The 15,980-nt window shown below is 36.5% G+C and carries 16 protein-coding genes; 7 read left to right on the top strand and 9 right to left on the bottom strand.

The features are described from left to right. Positions 1-6 precede the first annotated feature (6 nt). On the top strand, positions 7-204 hold the full coding sequence (locus AACU33_RS26055; RefSeq protein ID WP_339376294.1) for a type II toxin-antitoxin system RelE/ParE family toxin: 198 nt from the start codon (positions 7-9) through the stop codon (positions 202-204). A 4-nt stretch (positions 205-208) separates the two neighbouring features. Beyond that, complete coding sequence (locus AACU33_RS26050) at positions 209-523, top strand: helix-turn-helix domain-containing protein (protein ID WP_096592091.1); 315 nt, start codon at positions 209-211, stop codon at positions 521-523. An 87-nt stretch (positions 524-610) separates the two neighbouring features. Here AACU33_RS26050 and AACU33_RS26045 read toward each other — a convergent pair whose 3' ends face one another. Together AACU33_RS26045 and AACU33_RS26040 are read right to left on the bottom strand one after the other, a co-directional pair. Further along, positions 611-1,336, bottom strand: a complete 726-nt coding sequence (locus AACU33_RS26045; RefSeq protein ID WP_096592089.1) for a hypothetical protein — start codon at positions 1,334-1,336, stop codon at positions 611-613. A gap of 82 nt (positions 1,337-1,418) precedes the next feature. Then, entirely contained in the window at positions 1,419-2,150 is a 732-nt protein-coding gene (locus AACU33_RS26040; protein WP_096592086.1) for a hypothetical protein, read from the bottom strand. 296 nt (positions 2,151-2,446) lie between these two features. Here AACU33_RS26040 and AACU33_RS26035 point away from each other — a divergent pair, with 296 nt between their 5' ends. Both AACU33_RS26035 and purT read left to right on the top strand, forming a co-directional pair. Beyond that, positions 2,447-2,944, top strand: coding sequence for a pentapeptide repeat-containing protein (locus tag AACU33_RS26035; protein ID WP_096592084.1), 498 nt, complete (start codon positions 2,447-2,449; stop codon positions 2,942-2,944). A gap of 21 nt (positions 2,945-2,965) precedes the next feature. Further along, positions 2,966-4,135, top strand: a complete 1,170-nt coding sequence (gene purT / locus AACU33_RS26030; protein ID WP_096592081.1) for a formate-dependent phosphoribosylglycinamide formyltransferase — start codon at positions 2,966-2,968, stop codon at positions 4,133-4,135. Positions 4,136-4,144: 9 nt separating this feature from the next. Here purT and AACU33_RS26025 read toward each other — a convergent pair whose 3' ends face one another. Beyond that, a complete protein-coding gene (locus AACU33_RS26025) occupies positions 4,145-4,516 on the bottom strand; it encodes a zinc ribbon domain-containing protein (protein ID WP_096592079.1) in 372 nt (123 codons plus the stop codon). Between the two features lie 88 nt (positions 4,517-4,604). Between AACU33_RS26025 and AACU33_RS26020 the strand changes: the two genes are divergently transcribed. Next, positions 4,605-5,519 (top strand): alpha/beta hydrolase family protein, encoded by a 915-nt coding sequence (locus AACU33_RS26020; RefSeq protein ID WP_096592076.1) that lies wholly within the window; start codon positions 4,605-4,607, stop codon positions 5,517-5,519. Between the two features lie 10 nt (positions 5,520-5,529). Here AACU33_RS26020 and AACU33_RS26015 read toward each other — a convergent pair whose 3' ends face one another. The 6 genes from AACU33_RS26015 to hepC all read right to left on the bottom strand — a co-directional run bounded on the left by AACU33_RS26015 (position 5,530) and on the right by hepC (position 11,806). Continuing rightward, the gene (locus tag AACU33_RS26015) at positions 5,530-6,648 is read right to left on the bottom strand and encodes a glycosyltransferase (protein ID WP_096592074.1); all 1,119 of its coding nucleotides are present in this window, start codon (positions 6,646-6,648) and stop codon (positions 5,530-5,532) included. Positions 6,649-6,655: 7 nt separating this feature from the next. Next, positions 6,656-7,504, bottom strand: a complete 849-nt coding sequence (locus tag AACU33_RS26010; RefSeq protein ID WP_096592071.1) for a glycosyltransferase family 2 protein — start codon at positions 7,502-7,504, stop codon at positions 6,656-6,658. A gap of 1 nt (position 7,505) precedes the next feature. Beyond that, positions 7,506-8,282: a hypothetical protein gene (locus AACU33_RS26005; RefSeq protein WP_339376293.1), complete on the bottom strand. Its 777-nt coding sequence runs from the start codon at positions 8,280-8,282 to the stop codon at positions 7,506-7,508. A gap of 510 nt (positions 8,283-8,792) precedes the next feature. Further along, positions 8,793-10,034 carry a glycosyltransferase family 4 protein gene (locus AACU33_RS26000; RefSeq protein ID WP_096592066.1) on the bottom strand — a complete coding sequence of 414 codons (1,242 nt, stop codon included), beginning with the start codon at positions 10,032-10,034 and terminating at the stop codon, positions 8,793-8,795. Positions 10,035-10,039: 5 nt separating this feature from the next. Then, entirely contained in the window at positions 10,040-10,804 is a 765-nt protein-coding gene (locus AACU33_RS25995; protein WP_096592063.1) for a class I SAM-dependent methyltransferase, read from the bottom strand. Positions 10,805-10,897: 93 nt separating this feature from the next. Beyond that, on the bottom strand, positions 10,898-11,806 hold the full coding sequence (gene hepC / locus AACU33_RS25990) for a heterocyst development glycosyltransferase HepC (protein WP_096592061.1): 909 nt from the start codon (positions 11,804-11,806) through the stop codon (positions 10,898-10,900). Positions 11,807-13,049: 1,243 nt separating this feature from the next. Here hepC and AACU33_RS25985 point away from each other — a divergent pair. Next, positions 13,050-13,976, top strand: a complete 927-nt coding sequence (locus AACU33_RS25985) for a glycosyltransferase family 2 protein (protein ID WP_096592058.1) — start codon at positions 13,050-13,052, stop codon at positions 13,974-13,976. A gap of 37 nt (positions 13,977-14,013) precedes the next feature. Beyond that, positions 14,014-15,870, top strand: coding sequence for a heterocyst formation ABC transporter subunit HepA (gene hepA / locus AACU33_RS25980; RefSeq protein ID WP_096592055.1), 1,857 nt, complete (start codon positions 14,014-14,016; stop codon positions 15,868-15,870). Positions 15,871-15,980: the final 110 nt, after the last annotated feature.

Here is a 15,980-nt window from a genome sequence, read left to right as displayed (position 1 = left end):
ATACCAATGCCCAGTATTGGAAAATATTGTCACGAACTACGGATTCGGGATACAGAGAAAAACTGGCGAATTATTTACCGCATTGATGACGATGCGATTTTGATTCTTGAGGTCTTTAATAAAACAACGAGAGCAACACCAAGCAGCGTAATCGACAACAGCAAAAAACGACTTAGTAGGTACGATAAGGACGCACAAGATTAATATTATGGATGAAGCCAAAAGAAAACGTTTAGAAGAAAAAGGCTGGAAAGTTGGAACTGTTTCAGAATTTTTAGAACTAACAACAGAAGAAGCTACACTCATTGAGATTAAACTCGCACTTAGCCGCAACTTAAAAGAGCGACGACAAAAATTAATGACTCAAACAGAATTAGCAGAGAAACTTCATTCAAGCCAGCCTCGGATTGCTAAAGCCGAAAATGGTGATGCTTCTGTTTCCATTGAACTTTTAATTCGGGCAATGTTAGCAACAGGTGCAACCCCTCAAGAAATTGGCAAACTTATTGCACAGGTGGGGTAGCTGGGATGCTGAATACTCAAAGATAAGCTTGTGTACTGTTTCCACTCAGAGATGAAGCCGCCCAACGGCTAAGTTAGCCCGCTTACTCTATTCCTCTTTGTCTGATAATTTGTGAGGTTTACCAGCTATAGGGTGATACGTCTGCTTATGTTCGAGGTACTCATACAAAGGTCGGTGCTGTAGCCGCAATTTCTCAATCTGTTCTTGTGAAAAAGTATTATGAAGTGGATCTGCATAATTGTCTGGAAACTCCATAAAACTCCAGATTACGAACAGCGATTTTTCTGACAAGCTATGTATTGAGGATAGCCTACCTTGTGGCTCTCCAACTGTGGGTAGGCTGGATAGTTTTGCTGCTTGTTGAATATCCAAATTATAATCGCTAACTCCATAAAAGAACGCAGGTGTAATTCGTTCATCATATGGGTTTAAAATCTCCCATAGTTGATGACGATATCGATCCATTTCGATTTGCAAAATACTTTTATGCTCGGTTTCTGTGATTTTCTTAGAAAGCTCTAAAGATTGCTGAAGTATTCGGGCTGCTGAAATCCATTTAGTTCGATTGTTGTTTCTGTCACTCAGCAGATTAACGGTATGCTCAAAGCCTGCAAGTGACTGCTCAAGAAAAAATTTAGAACGCTGTGTTTGCTTGTCTGCGACCTTCGATGACTCACTTAGAAATACACCAAAAAGAGCAGAGAAAGTTGCTGCCGGAATTACATTACCAAGTTTACCTTGAAAGTAAAGAATAAGAGTCCCAAACGTCGATAAGAAAAATATATATCCTAATAGTCGCAACAGCCACTTCATTATTTTGCTCCTACTAATCTGTCTCAAATAATTTAATCTTATGCATCAGTTTGGCAAAAAATTAAATATCTATTAATAACTATTATTGATTACTATTAAGAGAACACAAATATTCATAAGATGAAGCATATATTACATTTATATTTTTGTCGGCAGAAAACATCTTGAGCTTTTTTTCAAGAGCTTTTTGATAACCATATTGTTTAATTTCTTCACAGGCAGTTCGACCTGCCAATAATATTGTCCTGTCTAAGTCCGCTTTTCCATCTTCATTAATAAAACTCTCATCCAAACCTCTCTGTTTAACGGCTTTTAGGTAGAGTTCTACAGCTTGATAATCTTTAAATGCTCTACTCAGAGAATCACGATTACAAACATACTTATCCGATAAATCATAAATAGTTCTTAATCGTAATGTTACTTCTTTAGCTACAGTATTTAATTCAGGTTGATTACTTATAATTTCCATCTGTTTCTCTACCAATCTATCCATTTGTAACTTACTGTATCCGGATTGTTTGGCACTACAATTCTCGACAACTTTTTTAAGTACATCCTCATTAGTAATTCTCGTTCTCTTAGTTCCAGGAAAAGCTTGATAAAAAGCATTTAACAAGCGAATTTTGTTTTTACGATCTGAATCTTGGTTCATGAGATACATATTATATGGAGTCCAATTTTTATATTCCATAGTAATGGGATCGTATATCTTGATAAGGTCTCCAACACCACAACCCGTGAAGATAAAAATAATCCCAAATACCAATACTCCAAATAGTAAGCCAGTTATTTCTTCAACTTTTTGTCTTCTCATAGCTATAGTAAAGAATGTGTATAGTAGCTTTGTTAGGCGCAGACCTTACTTATAATACCCATATCATACCTTTGACTAACTACTTATCCCATAAGAGCCAACTTCAACTCAACCTAGAAATTACAACTGATGTCACACATTGAGCACCACAGTTAACCTCTGGGCTGCACCCCACAAAAACAAATAATTGCTATAAAAACTAGCTTTAGTAATTAAATAATCCATAAAACAAATATAATTAATTTTAAATAGCGGAAATTTGCAAACTAAAATATAAAAATAATTATCTCAAAATTATGCTCAATTTCCCAACTCAAGAGTTACGCGATCGCGCTATTTATTTTTTAGAGCAAACTCCACAAAAACGGCTACAAATTCTCCAACAATTGGGTATAGCTCGGTATACTTTTTTAACTCAAATGCGCATAAATGAAGCGAATATAAACTGTATAAGCAGGTTTTTAAATAATCCTAATCAAGTTAAGTTTCCTAATTTAAACGGTGCAGATTTATCTGGTTTAAATTTAGATACAGTAAATTTGATTCGCGGTAATTTATTAGGGGCAAACCTGCAAGGTAGCAGTTTAGTAAATGCAGACCTGTTATTTGCAAATTTTACCAGAGCCGACTTGAGAAATGCAGATTTAAGGGGTGCAACGTTAAATGAAACTATTTGGTTAGCTGCACTAGTAGATGAATGCCAATTAGGTGTGGGTACTGGTTTATCTCATCAACAACGTAAAGATTTACAACTGCGTGGTGCTAGGTTTAGCAGTTCAGCAGATGATAATTAAACGTCAAATAATATGAAATTTATGAATAATTCAATTAAATTACCTAAAAAATTGATGCTCTTAGGTGCGGGCGAATTAGGCAAGGAGTTTGTAATTGCTGCTCAACGCCTCGGTAATTATGTTATTGCTGTCGATCGCTATGCCAATGCTCCAGCGATGCAAGTTGCAGATTGCTCGGAAGTAATTTCTATGCTCAGTGCTGATGATTTAGAAGCTGTTGTTAGTAAGCATCAACCTGATTTAATCGTACCAGAAATTGAAGCGATCAGAACATCAAAACTTGTAGAATTTGAACAACGAGGAATTATAGTTATTCCCACTGCTGCGGCAACTAACTATACAATGAATCGTGACAGAATTAGGGACTTAGCTAATCAGGAATTATCTATCAGAACTGCTAGATATGGTTATGCAACTAGCTTAGAAGAGTTGATAGTAGCCTCTGATTTAATTGGGTTTCCTAATGTGTTGAAACCTGTGATGTCATCCTCTGGAAAAGGTCAGTCTGTAGTGCATAATAAGGATGAGGTTGAACAAGCTTGGAATTATGCGATCGCTAATTCTCGCGGAGATACTCAAAAGGTAATTGTTGAAGAATTTATTGACTTTGAAATTGAGATTACTTTACTCACAATTAAACAGTGGAATGCATCGACAATTTTCTGTGCGCCTATTGGTCATCGCCAAGAACGCGGAGATTATCAAGAATCTTGGCAACCAGCAGATATTTCTGAAGCCAAAATATTAGCAGCTCAAGAAATTGCTAAAAAAGTCACCGATGCTTTGGGAGGCGCAGGAATTTTTGGCGTTGAATTTTTTATTACCAAAGATGAAGTAATTTTTTCGGAACTTTCTCCCAGACCCCACGATACAGGAATGGTGACATTAATTTCACAGAATCTCAATGAATTTGAACTACATTTAAGAGCCGTTTTAGGCTTGCCTATTCCGAATATAGAACAATTTGGGTCATCCGCTAGTGCAGTAATTTTAGCCTCAGAAAAATCAGATTCTATTGCCTTTACAGGAGTAGCAGAAGCTTTATCAGAAAAAGACGTAGATATCCGTTTATTTGGTAAACCAAGTTCCCATCCTTATCGACGCATGGGAGTAGCTTTAGCTAAAGGTGTAAATGTACAAGAGGCAAGAGAAAAAGCAACGAGAGCAGCCAGTAAAATTAAATTGGTTTGATAAATTGCTTTAAGATGTTGATAGCGCAATGACTAAACAGATCAATACTAAACCTAGTAATAACAGCAACCCCTGATTGCGTTTTACCCAACTTTTCACAGTTACACCAAAGCTTTGATGAGCAAGTTGCTGTTGTGACTGTAATTTACTCTCTTCTATATTTTGGTAAAGAGTGCAATCTTTGGCGTAGGGACGTTGGGGAAAATTGCAAGTATCATCAGCATGATACGTGCAGCTATCGCACAGATACTCATCTTTGCTAGCACGGTGCAATGGAATACCAGGATGACCGAAAGCTTTGAGAGTCGTCCGGCAATAAGGACAAGTAATAGCTTGACTATCGACAGCTTGATGACAACGGGGACAAGATACAGTAGCCACAAGTAAGCGTAAATAAGTAAACGATCTGATTTTAGCGATTTTAAAGGTAAAAGTTATTTATTACTAGTAATAATTTGGAGAGATATTAATGGTTTTGAACGGTGGAATAAATATACCTTTTAGCCCTGAGCCTTTATTTTCATTAGTTAGAAGCTATAAAACAACTATTCCCAGTAACGGAGACTTAGCAGATATTTACTTTCCTGTTATTTCGAGTTCAAATATCAACCAGAGCAAAACTCCCATTGCTTTACTATTACCTGGTTCGCGTGTTGAGATAAATCAATATTCTCAATTTGCTAATATTGTTGCTCGTTACGGATTTACAGTAGTCATTCCCCAACATACTCGTTCTCTACCAGATTTTGGATTTACTGGATTACTACCAGAAGCATCACAAATTAATGAGGTCTTAGATTTTATAATTGCAGAAAACTCTAATCCAAGTTCACCAATTTTTGATACTCTTGCTATAGATAACTTAGTTTTACTAGGGCACTCTTTTGGTGGTGCAGTTGGTTTAACAGCTATTGATAATTCTTGTATTTACCCAGTTTGTGAAGGAGGATTTCAGCGCCCTAAACAGTTACGGGCAGCAGCTTTCTTTGCTACTACTACATTTGTCGGGATAGGAAAGTTTATTCCCATTAGAAATCAAGGAATTCCTATAGCTTTAATTTTAGGAACTCAAGATGGCTCATCAGTCACTCCTCAAAAAACACAAACAGATTATGATTTAATCCAAGAACCTCCCAAAGCATTAATTAGCGTTGTAGGTGCTAATCATTATGGGATTACAAATGTTAATAATCCTCCTGGCGCTAGACCAGATCCCAATATCCCGACTTTGCCACAAGAACAATCGATTGAAACTATAGCTCGTTGGAGTGCGCTTTACTTGCGAGCTTATGCAATTGACGATAATGGTGCTTTAGATTATATCAATAATACAGGAGATAGTTTAGATGAAAATGTCACCGTGATTCGTCAACTCAAGAATTGATCGGAATGTATTAGCCTATCCCACTAATATTATTTGGCGAAGTATGGCTTGTATAATCATAATTTCTCAGCAAACTTAACCATTCATCAAGGTTATCATTTACCGTTAAATTGTTATCTGTAGCGTCTACTCCTTCAGCTCCTACAGTAGTAGCAATTACAGGTAAACCAGCAGCCAACATTTCTAGAGTTTTTAACTTAATACCAGCGCCTTGTAATAAGGGTACAATACCAATTTCTGCTTGCTCAAAATATGGAGTCGGATCTTCTACAAATCCTGTAACAATAATCTGCTGGCTGGCTAAGGCTAACACTTTTTTAGATGGGCTAGCACCAACAATATATAGTTTAAATTTTGGTTCTTGCTGCTGCAAAGATGTAAAACATTTATTAATAAATGTCAGAATTGCTTGTTCATTTTCAGGTCTATTCATTGCTGCCCAAAATAGCAGACTATTTTTTTCAATTTTTGTTGGATGACGCTGGACTTGATAAACAAAATTACTGAGTTTGGGAGGTTTAATCAAAATTTTAGTCTCAGGTAAGCCAAACAAAGAGTTGAGAATATCGCGGTCTTTTTGAGACAAGACCCATAGTTCATTAGCAGCAGAATATAAACTTCTTTCATAATGAAATAACCTGGCTGCTTCTATGCCAAAAAGTAAATTATTTCGGGATTTTCTTAAAAAAGATTGAAAATTCAGATCGTGTATACTAATTATAATTTTACTTGATTGCGAACTAATTAGCTGTTTTACATATTTCAAGTAAACGGCAGCATGAGAATATTCAAAATGAATTACATCATAAGTATTCTGTTGCAGCAAGTATAGCAATTTTTTGCATACTGCATTTTGCCAACGAGTAGCAAATTTCCAGGGAGTACAAACATGAGTTAAACAACTAAAGATTTTATCTATTTTTTTAATGGGATAGTTATAAAGATAAATACCAGCCAGTGAAGCTAAGTCTGTAGCAGCAGTAATTTCTACTTGATTAGCAATAACTACAACATCAATTTTTACCCCAGCAGTTATATAGTTTTCAAGATGCTTCAATGCTATCTTTTGCCCAGCTTGAGGATAGCGTTCTGTGGGAGCATGGGCACAGATAAACAAAATTCTTGGCATAAATTAACTACCACTTACCATATTCATCAGAAATGGGGCTTTTGATGTATTTATTGAGGAGTTGTTTCGCTTTTCTGGCTAGCGGCGGTTTGAGAAAATATCTAGCAGGAATTGCAAATAACTCATGAAAGATCCAGATGATATAAGCTTTTATCTGTTGCTGCTTGAAGCTACCGCCTAATTTTAATGCGGCTTTATTACTAATTAACCAAGATTCTCTAATTAATCTGGCTCTATCCCAAGGTTTAGTAGAAGAACTCATGCCATTTAGCGAGTAAGCAGCCAGAGAAGTATTAACAAAATGAAACTTAAGATTAGACAAATATAAACGCAAAATCAAGTCATAATCTGCTGTTATTTTATATTTTAGATCGTACAAACCTACTAAATTGTAAGCTGTCTTTTTAATAAAACAGCTAGGATGATTTAAGGTAAATCTGATTGATAATTTATTTAAACTGCCAGGAATAAATGTAGCAATATAATTTCCAGAAAAGTAGTTATCTACAGGCGCATAAATGATATCAATATCTGGATTTTTACTAAATTCAGTTTCTACTATTTTAATCGCATTTTCATGATACCAATCATCAGAGTTAATAATGCCGATAATATCGCCTGTGGCACGTCTAACTCCTTTATTCATCGCATCGTAAGGCCCAGCATCAGGTTCAGAAATAAATAAATCTATCCGATCTAAATATCTTTTGATGATTTCACAGGTGCTATCTGTAGAACCTCCATCAATGATGATATATTCTATTGATGAATTATTTTTTTGACAAATCACACTCAGTATTGTTTTTTCAATCGTTCTTTCTGAGTTAAAACTGGGAGTGATTATGCTAATTTTCATCTCAATATCCAAGCATATTGAATAATGATATTCTATTTGGCTTATCGTTATCAACAGACATAGCTAAAATACTGATAAACAGCAAGGGTGCAATTCCTTGGAGTCCAGTATGCAGAAATAAACAAAAAAATAGGTAAGAAAAAATAAATTTTAAATTCTCTTGAGTGCAGTAACCGCTAACTACTCTTAAAAAGATGTAGAAGTAAAGAATTCCCAGAGGAATACCAGTATATGCCATTACTTCTAGAAAGGAGTTATGGATAATCGCACCAATTGGTCGGAATACAGATTCGTATTTTTCACCATAACCTTTTAATGCTAAATCTAAATTATTAGCATAGGAATTAATTAAAAACCGATTAGCTTCAAATCTTACTAAATTCGATTGGTCGTTAAAAGAGAATAGACGATTTATACTTGTGTCATAAACAAATCCAACTTCTACTCTATTTAAGAAAAACTCTCCTACCAGTAAACCAAATAGATTGGAAATAATAAAAATAACAGAAACATTAATTATCTTGACTATTCTGAATAACGGTTTCTCTAAAAAAGTTAAAATTAGGAAAATACATAAAGTAATGAAGTAATTACGACTTGCGAATAAAACTGTAGATACTAAACCTAAAATAATCCCTGGTTTAAATTTAATTTTGACGGATAAAAAGAAGAAAATTAGCATAAATAAGCCGGAAACATTGGGATCGCCATTGCTTAAAGCGATTCTTTGGCTCCCATCAAATTCCAAGCGTCTATAAAATATCATTTGGTAAATCATCGCTATAGTAGCGCACCAACACAAGCCAATTAAATAACTGCGTTTGATCTGAATTTGAGGGCTACCGCTAAAACAGATGGCAAGTAGACATATAGGTAAACTATATCGAAATAGCTGATAAGTAGAAAGATTCAGAAAAGTTACTACTAAGACAAGGCATACAGCTAAAATATCAACAATTAGTAACTTCTTTTTGTAATAACAGATTTGGAGAATTAAAATACTTGTAAGTATGGGTAGGCAAACTTTAGCGTATGGTAGTTTTAGTTCGTAGGGAATAAGATATAAAACTACTATGCTATAAAAAATTAAGCTGTAGAAGAAATAGTTGGTTTCTGTCTTGGTGATGTTGGTGCTGATATTCAAAATATCCTCTCTATGATTTGATTGTAGATACAGAGTTTAGTATCGGTATAGCTGTGAGCGTTACTTACGGGAGCATCTCTAATAGTTGATTCATTTTTAAACGCAGAGGTTATTCGTGTTGTTTTTTTTAATGGGATGTCATCGTTATTTACTAAGCATCTCACTAAACAGATGAGAGTAGCGTTGTGCTTGCAAATCTTGTGAGAATTCTTGTTCGGCTTTTTCACGAGCGCGTTGTCTGAGGCGTTGTAGGCGATCGCAATCTGCTAAAATCCACGCAATACCACCTGCCAAGCTTTCTACCTCAAAAGGTGGTGCTAGATAGCCATTTTGTTGGTGTTCTATCATATCGGACATCCCGCCAATGTTGAAGGCGACGCAGGGAGTACCGCAACTTAGCGCTTCCATAACGGTGTTTGGTAAGTTATCATGCACGGATGGGGCGACAAAAATATCTCCAGCTGCATAAACTAGCGCCAAGGTTATATCATCGTTGAGGTTGCCGAAGGAATGCAACTTAAAGCCTAAATTTTTCTGTTCGTTGGGTGGAGATGAACCAAAAATAACTAGTTCAATCTTGTTTTGATATCCAGCTTTCTGTAAACTTTCTAGTGCAGATAATAACAAGTGAAAACCTTTTCTAGGATGATTGGTTGAGGCTGCACCAAAGATGAGTAAGTGCTTATCTTGAGGGAGATTTAGCCATTCTCGTGCTATTTTTCTATCTATCGGTTTGTATCTTTGAAGATCTAAACCGTTGGGAATTACTTCTATGCGAAAGTTCTGCAAGAGAGAACTTTTTTTAGCACAATCAGCTAACCAAATACTCGGCGTGACAATTGTACAATTAAGCTGTTGCCATGCTTTAGCTTTACGTTGCCAAATCCACCGCGATAAATCTTGCTGTTTGTGACTTTGAAGTTGGACGCAAGCACCACAGGATTCAAGATAGCGATCGCAATCTAAACTATAATAGCAACCACCTGTAAACATCCACATATCATGCAGTGTCCAAACCACAGGCTGAGTAAGTTTGGCAACAGTCTCAATTTGTAGATAACCGCAAGCCCAGTGAATATTAATGATATCTGGAGATAAAGGTTTTATCTTAGATTGAAGAAAATCGGGAAACCATTGGGGCGAAAATTTTTCATTGGTATCACCTGCATAAAAATTTAGTGGTAAATTATCTAAAGTCGGTCGCATCTGATTGAGCCATTTTTCTGGCTTATTTTGCGCGCCAATCACTGTGCGATCGCCGCTAGTTTTATACTGTACTAGCATTTGAGAATCTATATTGATTTTTCTTAGTCCCTGATGAAGACGATAAGCTGCACGCGCCGCGCCTCCAGTAATATCAAAAGTACTAAGAAGTAGAGATTTCATGGAATTTACACCTTTTGAGAGCAGAAAACGTAGCTATCGAATATGCCATTTTTTCTATCCAGATAATTAGAAAAATCTACTTTAGTTTCAAAACCAACTTTTTTCAGTAAATCAAAAATATCAATACCAAATGTTCGATACGCTAGAATATTTCCGCGAATTTTATCACCATGATATTCTGGTGGTAAGAGATGAATATCTTCTTTTCCAGAAGTATCAACACGAACAATAGTTTCTCTATCAAAGTTACAAGGAACTGTAAAAATATGGTAGCCACCCGGTTTTAAAATCCGATGTACTTCTCGTAAACCCTGTTGATGATTTCTGACGTGTTCAAATACATCTTCAGTGATCGCAATATCAAACGTTTCATTGGCAAAGGTTAAATGTTCTAAATCTTGGCAAAATACCCCAGGACGTATTTCTGAGCCAGGTTTAAATTCGGGAGAAAATGTAGAACAGATATATAAGTTGTGATGATGTAATTTTTGATAAAATGCATCATCGACATCGGCATTATAAATACTCAATTCCTGCGTTTGGGGAATCTCAGCTATTGTAGATCCAGGTTTAAGAACTTCTTGAATAATGATTTTTGCCACGTGCCTTTTACGTGATGAACTGCGGCAAAAAGGGCAATACATATTATTCCGAACTGCTTGCACATCAATACAGAGAAAAGCAGTAATATTCCCACATATATTGCATTTACCAAGTTGGTGGTTGCCTAAGTTCTGAATAACTTTTTGAACTGCATTAATAAGTTTCATCTGGCTAATTTTGTTATTTTCTCACGCAGAGGAGAACACTTGCGTGGGGAGGTTCCCTCCGTGGAGGAAAGTGTCCGTCGCGTAGTGGTGTAATTAAGAGTTGGCTTTCCCAAAAAATTTCTGGGTAATTCTAATTAAAAGAATTTTGAAATCTTGCCACAAAGACCAAGACTTTAAATACTGCTTTTCAGCATCAATTTTATCTGCTAGCGATAAGTTGAATTGATTTTTTACTTGCCATACTCCTGTAATACCTGGTAAAGCATTTAATAACTGCTGCTGTTGTGGGCTGATATTGATGGCGTCGTACAATGGCTGAGGGTGTCGTCCGACAAAACTCATGTCGCCTTGGAGAATGTTGAACAACTGGGGTAATTTATCTAAGTTGCTCCATGTTGTGCAGCGAAAGTTGTAAAGGTAAAATAGTTTGCCTCTTCTGCCTACGCACCATTTTTTAGTAATTACTGGTTCTGGTGAACTGATGCGATTGAGGACGGCCAGCATTAATAATAGGGGGCTAAGTATAATTAATAGAGCTGCGGCGATCGCCCAGTCAAGCGATCGCTTGCAGCACCAGCGAATTGGGCTAGAGTATTCAGGTAGTTGTCGGTATCGCGGTATCCGCAAGAAGATTCTTTTCCCAAAGCGGTTGCATAGGTTTGCCCATGTTTTCAGTTTTAATTCACCAAATGCTGCATCTATACGCACCAAACCAGCCGGAGAGTACTGCAACCACTCAGTCAAAAATTGCTCGTTGCGATAGGAAAGCAGATGAATATCTTCTAGGTTTTCCGCCTGTCTGACTAGCAGTTGTCCTTGACGAAGTTTAATTTTGTAGCCGAGGCTGGTATTGGCGATACTAGATTGAGTAGCATATTCTTTAAAGCCAGTAACTTGATAATTCCAAGAGTCCACCTGCGCTAAAAATTGCTGATTGCCAAATAACTGTTTATCCAAATCAGGCGTAGCAGTCGCAGATGTTGACTTGTATGAATCAGGCATATTTTGCAGAGTAATATTTTGATCGCTTATGTATGCAGGCTATTTGCAAAGTTATCTGCTAAACCTGATGATTGCATAGACGTTACTATCTCTATGACAATTGGATAGACATCCCAAAATCATCAACAATTAAATATCTGCATCAGTTAAATCACTTGTTAATTTAATACTGGTAATTGGAATAAAGCATCAATTTCAAGTACGGAAAAACAAGGTTATATATTCTGTTGTATTTTCAACATCTTCAACAGCCTCAGCAGATATCTTGCCATCGATTACAACTGATTAAGAATATCTCTGACTTCTTTGGCATAAAGATAAGAACAATTAATGAGCATCTCACTAACTCCATTGCTTGACATAACACATCATGACTCAAAATTCTAGTCATATTACCGCAGAGATCCTTAGGTATATTAATCAAGCCTCATTGGTATATAACTTCCAGCAAGTAATCCTAAAATTTACTTTTTTTACTTGCTAAATAAATTTTCTATGAAATTATAACTTAGATTATACAGGAAAGTTAACTTATTAACTGGGTACTTATGTGTATTTTCTCAAAAAGCTTGATTTTACTTATACCATTTGGGATTTGAAATCTGAGCTTTAGGATAGAGAATCTCTTGCTGCGCCTGCTTTTGGCGAATCTACTCTTTGCGATCGTTTTTCCAGTTGGTATTATTTTATCGGCTAAAAATTCAGATAATTAAATATTTTTTTGGTAAAATAAAATACATAAAAATATCGAATGGCAGTAATTAAATCTCCAGTATTTCGGCTAGTCAACAGAATTTTCTCCAAGATCCTAAATAAAAAAATGTATAAAAAAATATCTTATTACTTAGGTTGCAAAGTAGTAAATTAGTGAGAAGATAGTACAATTTATGAGACAGGTTGACTCTGTAAAGACGTTGATTCTACTCTCGATATTCTCAGTCGATTAAAATTAATACTTCGATGAGGAAAATTGTGATGCTCTAGCATAACTATTTGACAAAATGACTTTAATATCCTTATCGTGCGGTATGGATTGCTATCTATATATCTATATATAGATAACAAATAATTCAGTAATTAAACGTGAAATTTGACCGTTAAGATGTTTCTAAATTAACTTCATGGATGAAAAAAGCGTAAATTATTGTTGGTATAAATTTATTCAAAATTTAGTTAATTTGGATGGGGATGGCAGCCTTATCGCCTTTACACACAAAGAAGTGTTTATGAGGGTGTGTAGATCATGACATCGATCGTTGAGCTTTCTTTTATTATTGTTTCCTGGAACTCGGCTCGGACTTTAAGAGGCGCAATCGAGTCATGCTTGGCAGCAATTCACAAATATTATCCACATACAAGCAGAATCGTAGTTTATGACAATGCCTCTATTGATAATTGCCCGCAAATTCTTGATGAATTTAGCAGAAAATATCCCCAGACCTTTATCGGAATTAAAGGTAAGCAAAACTTAGGTTTCGCCACAGGTAATAATCGCGCAGTTGCCGCTTCACCCAGTAGAATGTATGTATTAGTAAATCCAGATGTGACATTTAAGCCTGAGGTAATTACTAAGTTAGCTACAACATTGAACTCAGACCGAGATATTGCGATCGTTTGCCCTAAGTTAGTTTATCTAGATCGTTCGGTACAACCTTCCATCCGCAGATTCCCCACTTTTACATACTTAATCCTCAAGCAGTTATTAGGCGAGACGCTGCAAACTTTATTACATCCCTTCGATTACTACTACGAGCAGATGTCGCCTCCCCAAAAAGCAGTTGAAGTCAACTGGGCAATAGGAGCTTTTATGATGGTATCGGGAGAATACATTGCGCGATATGGCTTATTTGATGAACGTTTTTTCTTATATTTTGAAGATGTAAGTTTGTGTTTGGATGCTTGGCAAAATGGTTATCGAGTTTTATTTCAACCCGAAGCTTCTGCACTACATATTTATCAACGTTCAAGCACTAGTTCGCTATTTAACTATCTGCGATTAGTGCATATAGTTTCTGCCTTGAAGTTTTTTGCCAAATATAGACCTTATCAAAAAAGATGGCAGTTAGTACTCTGGCTGCTAACGTTAAAGTCACAAATCAAAAATTCTCTGCGTTTACTAAAATCAATAATACATAAAGGGTTGCAAAAAAATATTGTTTCTTTGAGGTGAATGATTTAACTAGTACAACCGCAACCTAAAAATATTTATGCAAACAGAGATACCTAAACTCATCGGCAAACTGCTAATAAAAACCAAATTTTGGCAGGAACACTATCTAATTATCAATTCGTTTCAGCCATTGAGAGGAATTGCGGCTCTAGCAATATTATTCACTTTAATCGGAGCATTTCTGGAAGCAACAGGGATAGGTTTGGTGGCATTTTTATTACAATGTTTAACAAATGTCAACCAGCCACCGCTACAAACAGGAATCGGATGGTTCGATATTTGGATTTTAGGAACGAAAGCTAATATATCTGAGCGCATATATCGCATATCAGGCTTAATTTTATTAAATGTTTGGGCGCGTGCCATCTTCACTTACCTAGGACGTTATACCGCTAAATATTGTGAAGTACGTTTAATCGATAGTCTGCGCAAACAAATTTTTGAGCAGTTGCAACATTTGAGCTTAAGTTACTATACACAAAAGCGTTCTGGAGAACTTTTTCAAACATTCTCTACAGAGGTAGGTGAAATTAGCTACGCTTTTAATGAAGTCATTAATTTTGTGAGCAAAAGTTGCATTATTGTGGCATACACTATTGCCATGTTTGTGATTTCTTGGCAATTGACTTTAGCCACAGTTATTTTATTTAGCTTATTAGCAGCAGGCGCATCAAATTTGATCCGGCGAGTGCGTGCAGCTAGCGTAGAAATGACAACTACTGCTAGTGAGTTAGCATCCACGGCTGTAGAATTTGTGAATGGTGTGCGCACTGTGCAGGCATTTTGGACACATGATTATGAACGGAGACGTTTCTACCAAGTTGCACAGCAAGTTATGAAAGCTTGGTTGAAAATGAATTCCATGAGTGGAATTGTGCAACCATTAATTGAGGCGATCGCCACAACAATTTTAATTGGCATAATTCTGGTGGCAGTAACTACCCTCGTAGCGAGTGGTAAGCTTCATGTAGTACTGTTACTAGCTTTTCTTTTTGCCTTGTTTCGCTTGCTACCAATAATTTCCCATATGAACAGTTCGTGGGGATTAATTGCTACTTATTACGGTTCGCTCAGAAGCGTTCACGAACTGTTAAGGACGGATAATAAACCTTATATGCAAGATGGAGAACGGGAGTTTTCTGGCTTAAAGCGATCGCTCGAATTGATTCATGTAAATTTTAGTTACGACAATCGCAAATTAGTACTAGAAAATATCACCTTCACCATCGAACGCAATCAGATGGTAGCATTAGTGGGGGCTTCTGGTTCTGGTAAGACCACCCTAGCAGATTTGTTAATGCGCTTCTACGATCCGACCGCAGGCAAAATTTTGGTTGATGGCATGGACTTACGCCAATTTCAGCTTAAATCTCTGCGATCGCGCATGGCGGTAGTCAGCCAAGATACGTTTATTTTCAATACAACCGTACACAACAATATTGCCTATGGCTTAGAAGGAGTAGATGATGCAGCAATTGAGCAAGCTGCAATCCAAGCCAATGCGCTGGAATTTATTTTAGAGTTACCCCAAGGATTTAATACCAAACTAGGCGATCGCGGAGTGCGGTTATCGGGAGGACAACGCCAACGCATTGCTATAGCCCGCGCCTTGTTACGCAACCCAGAAATTTTGATTCTCGATGAAGCCACTTCCGCCCTCGACTCTGTTTCCGAACGCCTGATTCAGGATTCCCTCGAAAAGCTAGCAGTAGGTAGAACAGTAATTGCGATCGCTCATCGGCTATCGACAATTTTTCGAGCCGACAAAATTATCGTACTCGAACAAGGGCACATTGTAGAACAAGGGGGATACCAAGAACTTTTGCAACAGCATGGTAAGTTCTGGCAATATCACCAAATGCAGTCTCAGTTAGGCCAAATTAGCTCTAATTGAATATGGCATCAAGTCTGTAGTTGCGATTCAGAAATAAACCTTTTATAGAAACATCACTGATAAAAATGCAACTAAAGATAAATACCGTTTATTATAGATAAATTATCTTT

The organism is Calothrix sp. NIES-2098 (genome assembly GCF_963875125.1).
Lineage (GTDB): Bacteria > Cyanobacteriota > Cyanobacteriia > Cyanobacteriales > Nostocaceae > Aulosira.
The sequence above is the reverse complement of the archived record's forward strand: the minus strand, read 5'-3'. Positions and strand labels throughout refer to the sequence as shown.